The sequence below is a fragment of the Pseudomonas guariconensis genome (assembly GCF_024127895.1).
Taxonomy (GTDB): domain Bacteria; phylum Pseudomonadota; class Gammaproteobacteria; order Pseudomonadales; family Pseudomonadaceae; genus Aquipseudomonas; species Aquipseudomonas guariconensis_B.
The window spans coordinates 331,016-340,137 of record NZ_JAMYBK010000003.1 but is presented as its reverse complement, the minus strand read 5'-3'; the positions used below and the strand labels follow the sequence as shown (position 1 = coordinate 340,137).

At 66.0% G+C, this 9,122-nt stretch carries 6 protein-coding genes and 1 pseudogene; 2 read left to right on the top strand and 5 right to left on the bottom strand.

The features are described 5' to 3' along the window. A pseudogene (locus NJF35_RS06370) lies at positions 1–217 on the bottom strand (type VI secretion system tip protein VgrG); the annotation flags it as partial. A 313-nt stretch (positions 218–530) separates the two neighbouring features. Here NJF35_RS06370 and NJF35_RS06365 point away from each other — a divergent pair. After that, entirely contained in the window at positions 531–764 is a 234-nt protein-coding gene (locus NJF35_RS06365; RefSeq protein WP_253090849.1) for a hypothetical protein, read from the top strand. Positions 765–780: 16 nt separating this feature from the next. On the opposite strand, the gene NJF35_RS06360 is transcribed toward NJF35_RS06365, so the two are convergent. From NJF35_RS06360 to NJF35_RS06350, 3 genes are all read right to left on the bottom strand, one after another. Continuing rightward, on the bottom strand, positions 781–1,968 hold the full coding sequence (locus NJF35_RS06360; RefSeq protein WP_253090848.1) for a hypothetical protein: 1,188 nt from the start codon (positions 1,966–1,968) through the stop codon (positions 781–783). An 84-nt stretch (positions 1,969–2,052) separates the two neighbouring features. After that, positions 2,053–2,520, bottom strand: coding sequence for a VOC family protein (locus tag NJF35_RS06355; protein WP_253081378.1), 468 nt, complete (start codon positions 2,518–2,520; stop codon positions 2,053–2,055). A gap of 184 nt (positions 2,521–2,704) precedes the next feature. Further along, complete coding sequence (locus NJF35_RS06350) at positions 2,705–4,324, bottom strand: NADP-dependent glyceraldehyde-3-phosphate dehydrogenase (protein WP_253081379.1); 1,620 nt, start codon at positions 4,322–4,324, stop codon at positions 2,705–2,707. A 138-nt stretch (positions 4,325–4,462) separates the two neighbouring features. Between NJF35_RS06350 and NJF35_RS06345 the strand changes: the two genes are divergently transcribed. Continuing rightward, the gene (locus tag NJF35_RS06345; protein WP_253090847.1) at positions 4,463–6,682 is read left to right on the top strand and encodes a putative bifunctional diguanylate cyclase/phosphodiesterase; all 2,220 of its coding nucleotides are present in this window, start codon (positions 4,463–4,465) and stop codon (positions 6,680–6,682) included. Here NJF35_RS06345 and NJF35_RS06340 read toward each other — a convergent pair. Beyond that, positions 6,670–9,096 (bottom strand): TonB-dependent siderophore receptor, encoded by a 2,427-nt coding sequence (locus NJF35_RS06340; RefSeq protein WP_253090846.1) that lies wholly within the window; start codon positions 9,094–9,096, stop codon positions 6,670–6,672. The two genes, NJF35_RS06345 and NJF35_RS06340, sit on opposite strands and share 13 nt — an antisense overlap. Positions 9,097–9,122 lie beyond the last annotated feature (26 nt).

The window sequence follows — 9,122 nt, the reverse complement described above, 5'->3', positions numbered from 1 at the left end:
GCACGTAGCGCAACGGGCGTTCGCCGCGCCAGAGGGTGAACAGGACGGGTTTGTCGAGCAGTTCGCCGAAGGCGACATCGTCGTCGAAGCTGACCAGCTCCAGGTGCAACGCGAAGGGTGTGCTGAGGGCTTCGTGGAGCTTGAACGACACCACCTCGAACACGGCGTTGCCAACAAGGGGCTGGAAGCTGTAACGCAGATCGGATTGGTGAGGCATGGAAGATCCTTATCCAGATTTACCGAGCGCCCGCTGTGAAAAGAGAGCATTCGGTAACGAAACAAGGTAAGGACCGTAAGTGGTGGATAAGAAGAAGTCTTGCCAGCAGATTCCTGGGTTGTTGTGGGAAATTTCGCTATTTATGTAGGTGTGCGCCTAACTCAACGTTTGGTTGCCAAGATCGCTATATTGTTTGGCTTCACTAGGCAAAAGGTTCGCACAACGATGATGTTTGCCCCCCGAGTTCATTGATGGGGCGTTACCGGCGGTGTGGTTGGCGAACTGGCAGGCGAACGTATTCATGACTCTACCCATGATTGATGTGAGCAGCTGGTCTATGGAGATTCAACTTGCTTTTATGATCAGTCCATTCGTGATCGGACTGCTCGGCGTCGCCACCATCAGCTTCCATATCGCATGCACCCGCGACTTCTACATCATGATCTCGGCCACTCAAAGCAGCCCATGGCTCGAACAACAAAAACGCTTCTGGGGATCGACGAGCGTCAAATCACGCTGGATGCTCGTCTCCGCAGCCCTGAATTGAGAGGCAGCCTGGCCCCTCAACGCTCACGCATGAAGAACCCCGCCACATACTTGCGAAAGGTCTCCAGGCTCTTGAAGTCGGCATAGCGCTTGAAGTTCTCGGCATCCGGCTCGGGCCCGGCCGGCTGCTCCAGCAGCGACACCGACAGCACCCGGTCCTGGTCGGAGGTCAGCACCAGTTCGTCCATCACCTGGCCGCCGATCACCGGGCGGCGCATCAGCACCTTGACGCCCTTGCTCGCCATCCAGTCGACCAGCGACACCAGCGCCTTGAGTGGCTCGCGTTCCTCGTCGCGATACACCGGGAACAGGTGCCCACGGGACAGCACCGGTACGCTGGCCACATGGATCAGCTCATAGAAGTGGCTGCCGGCGCTGGTCGGCGAATACAGCGCCAGGGCCAGCAAGGGGCCGGTCGCCCGGTTGCCGCCCCAGTACAGGTGGTGCCCCTGGAAGTCGAAGCCGTCCTCGCTGCGGGCATTGAACAGCTTGCGCCCCTTGATCTGGTCGACACAGTCGAGCAGCAGCCCGTGGCGGCGGTGGTTGCCGAATACCGTGGCCTCGCGCAGGCGGGACTTGAGCATCATCATGTGCTTCATGTCCAGGCGGGTTTCCAGGTAGTTGCTGGCCGGGACCCGCTCCAGCAGCGGATACCGGCCAGCGACGCTGCGCAGCTCGGCGAACTGAGCGGTGAGGTCTTTCTTCAGGTGGGTGGCGTAGACGTTCAAGCCACTGGCTTCGATCCAGGTCAGCAGCAGCGACAGCAGGCGCTGCTGTTCGCGCCGCTCGTTGGCCTCGGCCGAGCCGCTGGCTGTTTCGCTGGCCCGGCGGAAATCACCGAGCAGCCGCAGCGGTGTATCGGGCGGTAGCCAGGCTGCAGGTTGCACGGCCTCGGTGACACGCTCGGTGGCCTCGCGCTCGGCCTTGCTGAACGGGCAACCAGGGGTATGTTCGGGCGTGTCCGGGTTGTTGCGCAGGAACAGCGTGCCGGTGTTGCCGTTGAGGGTGACATTGAGCACCGGCACGGCATCCTTGCGGCAATCGCAGGCCAGCCACTGGTTGGCGCTGCGCACTTTCATCAGCCATTGATTGGCCTGCAACAGACGTGGGCCGGCGAGGGTGCCGGTGACGAAACCGGCCAGCAGTTCTTCCTCGGCCGGCGTCAGTGTGCGCACCTGGGTGGCGTTCTTTTCGATGATTCGCATGAAGCAGCTCCAAGCTACAAGCCTCAAGCTTCAAGCAAAGCCGCGCGGCATTCAACTTGAAGCTCGCAGCTTGCAGCTTGCCGCTCAGTTACCGGCGAACAGCTTGGCGGCACGGGCGCGGATTTCCTCGGGGCTGAGGTCTTCCTTGTGGGTCGAGACGAACCACAGGTTGCCGAATGGGTCCTTGAGGACACCGCTGCGGTCGCCATAGAACTGGTCCTGCAGCGGGCGCACCGCGGTGGCACCGGCGGCGACGGCCTGGGCATAGACCTTGTCGCAGTCCTCGACATACAGGTGCAGGCCGATGGCCGTACCGGAGACCGACTGGCTGGCGGCCAGGCCGTCTTCCATGTCGCACGGGTCGGCGAGCATCAGCGAGGAGTCGCCGATCTTCAGCTCGGCGTGGCCGATGCGGCCGTCGGGGCCGTCGAGACGGAACATCTCGACCGCGTCGAAGGCCTGCTTGTAGAACTCGATGGCCTTGGCTGCGCCCTGGATGCCCAGGTACGGGGTGATGCTGTGTTGCCCTTCGGGGATGGGTTTGACTGCCATTGCCAGGTCCTCCTTCTTGGGGTGGGCTCATGCATGAGACGAAACTGTATGCTTGTACAGTTTCGCCGAATACGCAAATGTCATTTCCCCATTAGTGGCGGTGCCTTCAAGGTCTTTGCGTTCTAGTCGTCAGTTACATTGTTGGAAAGAATGCTGGGGCTGCTATACGCCCCAGCTGGCCCGGCTAGAAAATGTAGTCGGTCGTCAGGAAACTCGACTGACGGTTGCGGATGATCTCGCTGATCAGTGCCTTGTTGGCGTCCTGGAACTTGGTCGCCACCAGGGTGCGGATGGAGAACACTCGCAGGGCGTCGTGCACCGACAGCGTGCCTTCGGCGCTGTTCTTGCGGCCGTTGAACGGGTAGGTGTCCGGCCCGCGCTGGCACTGGGCGTTGAGGTTGATGCGCCCGACCTGGTTGGCGAAGGTGTCCACCAGCATGCCGATGGTGTGCGGGTCGTTGCCGAACAGGCTCAACTGCTGGCCATAGTCGGAGTCGAGCACGTAGTCGATCACCGTCTGCAGGTCGCGGTAGGGCACCACCGGCACGACCGGGCCGAACTGCTCCTCATGGTACACGCGCATGTCGCTGCCGACCGGGTAGAGCAGGGCCGGGTAGAAGAACGAGCCGCGGCTGTGGCCGCCGCCCGGGTTGAGCACTCGCGCGCCCTTGGCGGTGGCGTCGGCCACCAGGCCGTCGAGGTAGTCGACCTTGCCAGGCTCGGGCAGCGGCGTCAGGGCCACGCCTGGCTCCCAGGGCATGCCCGGCTCGAGGGCGGCGAGCTTGCGCTGGAACTTGTCGAGGAACGGCTCGACCACATCCTCGTGGACGAACAGGATCTTCAGCGCGGTGCAGCGCTGGCCATTGAACGACAGGGCACCGGTGACCGCTTCCTCGACCGCGTTGTCCAGGTCGACCTGGGGCAGGACGATCCCCGGGTTCTTGGCATCGAGCCCCAGGGCGGCACGCAGGCGGTGCGGGCGCGGGTGCAGCTTCTTCAGGTCGCTGGCCGCCTTGTGGGTGCCGATGAAGGCGAACACGTCGATCTTGCCGCTGGCCATCAGGGCGCTCACCGTCTCGCGGCCACGGCCATAGATGACATTGATCACCCCTGGCGGGAAGCTGTCGCGGAACGCCTCCAGCAAGGGGCGGATCAGCAGCACACCGAACTTGGCTGGCTTGAACACCACGGTATTGCCCATGATCAGCGCCGGGATCAGGGTGGTGAAGGTTTCGTTGAGCGGGTAGTTGTAGGGCCCCATGCACAGCGCCACGCCCAGGGGCGCGCGGCGGATCTGGCCGAGGGTGCCTTGTTCCAGCTCGAAGCGGCTGGAGCGGCGGTCGAGGTCCTTGAGGGCGTCGATGGTGTCGACGATGTAGTCGCAGGTACGGTCGAATTCCTTCTGCGAGTCCTTGAGGTTCTTGCCGATCTCCCACATCAGCAGCTTGACCACCGCCTCGCGCTGCTCGCGCATGCGCGCCAGGAAGGCTTCGACATGCTGGATACGCTCGGCCACGCGCATCGTCGGCCAGGCGCCGCGACCCTTGTCGTAGGCCTCGACCGCGGCGTCCAGGGCGGTGAGGGCGGTCTCGGCATCGAGCAACGGAGCACTGCCGAGCACCACCTGGTGTTCGCCATCGCCGTCCTTGATCCACACTGGACTGCGTACCGTGGCCAGCGGGCCGTCCCAGCGCCTGAGCTGGCCGGCGACCAGGTAGTCGCGTTGCTCCAGGGGCTCACCCAGGCGCCAGGCCTCGGGGATGTCACAGGCTTCGGGAAACAGCGAATCGAGCAGACGGTCCATGGGTACTGCACCTCACTTTTTCTTGGGGGTGAAACGCTTCAGCTTGCGAGCATGCACCCTGGTGAAGAAAAACACCAGTCTGGCTCAACATTGGCGCCACCGCGCCGATACAGGATGAATAGACCTCGGCCGCCGCCCATGAGAACCCTCCCTACCCCCCTCGATGAACCGGCGCCTGCAAAAGGGACATTGCGGCGTACCCTCGGTCGCCTGCTACCGGTCGGCTTCGCCCTGGTGGGCATCGGCCTGTCGGCGCTGCTCGGGCACCTGGACCAGCAGCGCCGGGAGAGCGAGCAACTGGCCAATCTCAGCGCACGCCTCTCTGGCGTGCGTGCCGCCCTGGAGGCACAGCTGCGCGCGGCATTCGGCGAGGCCGAGGGCATCGCCCAGTTGATCGCCGCCGATGGCCGCATCAGCGTCGGGCACTTCCACGGCATGGCCCGTGGCGCGCTCGACTCGGTACCCTACATGCGCCATGTCGCCCTGGCACCGGCGGACGTGGTCCGCGATGTCTATCCGCTGGAGGGCAACCAGGCGATCATGGGCCTGGACTACCGCCACCTGCCGGACCAGTTCCCCCTGCTGCAGTCGGCCCGCGAACACCAGCAGGCGGTGCTGGCCGGGCCGGTCCAGCTGTACCAGGGCGGCCGGGCGCTGATCTACCGGCGCCCGGTGTTCATCACCGGCAAGCGTGGGGTGAAACTCTACTGGGGCAATGTGTCGATCGTCGCCGATACCGACCGCCTGTTGTGGGCGGCAGGCCTGGGGCCGGAGCTGCAGATCCAGCTGGCCGTGCGCGGAGGCGATGGCAAGGGCGCCGACGGGGCGCTGATCTGGGGCGATGCGCGGCTGTTCGACGACCCCTTGCTGAGCCAGACGGTCGAGGTGCCGGGCGGGCACTGGCAACTGGTGGCCGCGCCCCGCGATGGCTGGCCGCCCCTGGGCCTGTTCGCTTCGCCGCTGTTCTTCTTCGCCTTGGGCTGCACCGGGCTGTTCAGCCTGTTCGTCGCCCAGCTCAGCGGCAATCATCGCCTGCTGCAACAGCGCAACCGCGAGCTGCGCCAGTCCCAGGCCCGCTTCGAACGCCTGGCCCACTACGACACCATCACCGGTTTGCCCAACCGGGTGCTGTTCCAGCAACAGCTGGCCCAGGCGATCGCCCAAGGCGAGGGCCTGGCGGTGCTGATGCTCGATATCGATGGCTTCAAGCAGGTCAACGACAGCCTTGGCCATGCCATGGGCGACCTGTTGCTGCAGCAGGCCACGGCGCGTTTCCTGCAGGAGTTGGACACCCCGGACCGGGTCTGCCGGCTGGGCGGCGACGAGTTCGTGTTCATGCTCCAGGGCAGCCAGGAGCAGGTCAGCCACCAGGTCCGTGCCCTGTTGCACTGCCTGCAACGGCCCTTCGATCTCAACGGCAATGCCGCGTTGGTCACCGGTAGCATCGGCCTGGCCTGGTGCCCGCGGCATGGCGAGGACGTCGACAGCCTGTTGCGCCATGCCGACACCGCCATGTACGTGGCCAAGGAGAGTGGGCGCAACGCCTGGCGCCCCTATCATCCCGACATGACCGAGCGCCTGCAGCAGCGCCTGGAGCTGGAACGCAACCTGCGCCGGGCCTTGCAGCACAACGAGTTCGAGCTGTGGTACCAGCCCAAGGTCGACCTGTTCAGCGGGCGCCTGGAAGGGATCGAGGCATTGCTGCGTTGGCGCGACCCGGAGCACGGTCTGGTGTCGCCGGGGGCGTTCATTCCCCTGGCCGAGCGCACCGGACTGATCATCCCCCTGGGGGAGCGGGTCCTGGAGCTGGCGTGCGCGCAACTGGCAGCCTGGCGGGCCGAGGACTGCCTGCCTGGCCCGCTGGCGGTCAACGTGGCGGCCCTGCAGATCGAGCGCAGCGACTTCGTCAGCAGCCTGGCCACGGCCCTGGCGCGCCATGACCTGGCGCCGCATCTGCTGGAGGTGGAAATCACCGAGAGCCTGTTGATGGAGAGCCAGCAGCAGGCCTGCGCGGTGCTGGCCCGGTTGCAGGCCATGGGGGTGACCACGGCGGTGGACGATTTCGGCACCGGCTACTCGTCGTTGGCCTACCTGCGCGCCTTGCCCATCGATCACCTGAAGATCGACCGCGCCTTCATCAAGGACCTGCCCGATGACGACGACGCGGTGGCCGTCGCCCGGGCGATCATCGACCTGGGCCATGCCCTGGGCTTTCGCATCACCGCCGAGGGCATCGAGACCCAGGCCCAGTACGACTTCCTGCGGCATGCCGGCTGCGACCAGGGGCAGGGCTTTTTGCTGGGCCGGCCGATGCCGGCCCAGGCGTTGCAGCGCTGGCTGCTCGACTACCAGCGGTAGGTCAAGGTGGCCAGCAGTGTCCGGCGCTGGCCGTAGTAGCACTGCAGGGCGTTCTGGCAGAACGCCACGTAGCGTTTGTCGAACAGGTTGTTGGCGCTCAGGCGTAGGTCGGCGCCATCCAGGCGGCCATCGGCCTTGCCCAGGTCGTAGTGCAGGCTGGCATCGAACAGGGTGCGGCCCGGCATTTCCAGGGTGTTGGCCGCATCGCCGTAGGCCTTGCTCATGTAGCGTGCGCCGAAGCCTATCCCGGCGCCCTGCAACAGGCCGTCGCCCAGGGTGTGGTCGAGCCACAGCGAGGCCTGGTGCGCAGGTACCTGGACCAGTTCGTTGCCCTTCAGGCTGCTGCCGTCAGCTGCGGTATTGGCCTTGGTGACGCGCGAATCCATGTAGGCATAGGAGGCCAGCAGGTCCAGGCGCTCGTGCAGGCTGGCCTTGGCGTCCAGTTCCAGGCCGCGCACTCGTGCCTCGCCGGTCTGCACGTTGAAGCCGGCGTGGGTGGGGTCTGGGTCGGGCGTGGTGATGTTCTCCTGGGTCAGCTCGAAGGCCGAAAGCGTCACGAACGCGTTGCTGCCTGGCGGTTGGTACTTCACGCCCACCTCGTACTGCTCGCCGGTCATCGGCGTGAAGGGGCGCCCGGAGAAGTCGGTGCCGTCCAGCGGCTCGAACGAGGTCGAATAGCTCAGGTACGGCGCCAGGCCGTTGTCGAACAGGTAGGCCAGGCCGATGCGGCCGGTCGGCTTGTCTTCGCGCTGCTTGCTGCGGTTTTCGCCGGCCAGGCCGCTTTCGGTGCGGGTCGAGACCCAGTCCTGGCGGGCGCCGAGGGTCAACAGCCAGTTGTCCAGGCGGATCTGGTCCTGCAGGTACAGGCCGGTCTGTTCGCGCTGCTGGTGGTAGTCGATCCGGGGAATCAGCTCGGGCACCGCCTGGCCGTAGCGCGGCGCGTAGATGTCCAGCGGGGTGGTGTAGAGCCCCGAGGCGAACTGGTATTCGTCGGTCAGGGAGAGATAGTCCACGCCTGCCAGGAAGCGATGACCGAGGCGGCCGGTGGTGAAGTCGGCCTGGGCGAAGGTATCGACGGTGACGCTGCGCGCCTGGCCTTCGCCACGGGTGGCGACACGGCTGAGTTCCCGGCCGTCGGCGCTGAGCAGGTAGCCGGGGCTGGCGCTGTTGTCGATCTGCACGCGGTTGACCTGCAGGTTCTGCTGCAGGCTCCAGACGTCGTTCAGGCGGTGCTCGAGCAGGTAGCCCAGGGAGAACTGCTCGCGCTCGTAGCCGTCGAAGCCGGGCTCGCCCAGGTAGCGGTTGCGCGGCAGGCGGCCGTTGGCGCCGGCGTGCAGGCTGGCGTCGGCCGGCAAGGCGACGTAGTCGGAGATGCTGCGGTCTTTCTGGTAGTGGCTCAGCAGCGTCAGGCGGGTGTCTTCGCTGGGCTGCCAGGTGAGGGCCGGTGCGATGAACTCGCGCTTGTCGTAGCCGTGGTCGACTTCGCCCTGGCTGTCACGCAGCAGGCCGGTCAGGCGGTAGGCGAGGGTACCGTCGTCGTCCAGGCCGTCGCCGAAGTCGAAGGCGCCCTGGGTGCGGTCGTTGCTGCCGGCCTGTAGCTGGATCTCGTGCACGGGCGAGAAGGTCGGGCGCTTGCTGACCAGGTTGGCCAGCCCGCCGGGGGTGTTCTGGCCGTAGAGCACCGAGGCCGGGCCCTTGAGCACTTCGATGCGTTCCAGGCCATAGGGCTCGATGCGCATCATCGCGGCGCTGTAGGCACCGTAGGGCAGGCGCGAGCCGTTGAGGTTGTAGCGCAGGAAGAAGCCACGGCTCTGCAGGACGTCGTTGCGGCTGTCGCTGTCGCCGAAGGAGGCGACCACCCCGGGGGTGTAGCGCACGGCCTCGGTGACGTTCTGCGCGCCCTGGGCCTGCATCTGGTCACGGGTGACCACGTTGACCGTCTGCGGGACCTCGAGCAGCGCACTGTCGCTCTTGGTGCCGGTGGCGCTGCGCGTGGCCACGTAGCCGCTGACCGGCCCCCAGGCCTGTTCGGCGGCCGTGGCGTCGATCATGACTTCGCCGAGGTTGACCTGGTCGGTGCGTTGCCGGTCCAGGGTCAGGATGCCGCCGGGGGTGACCTGCAGCACCAGGCCGGTGCCGGAGAGGGCACGGGCGATGGCTTGCTCGGCGGTCATGTGGCCCTGGATGGCCGGTGCAAAGAAGCCGCGTACCCGTTCCGGCGCATAGACGATGGTGCGCCCGCTCTGCCGGGCGACCTGATCGAGGGTGGTGGCCAGCGAGGCGGCGGGCAGGTCGAATGTCCAGGTCTGCTGGCGGCTGTCGGCCTGGGGTTGGGCGCAGGCGACGCCCACCGGCAGGCAACAGGCCAGTGCCAGGCAGAGCGGGGCGAGCAGGAAGGGGTGGCGTGGGGGCATGAAGGGCTCCATAGGTCGGTCGGGTC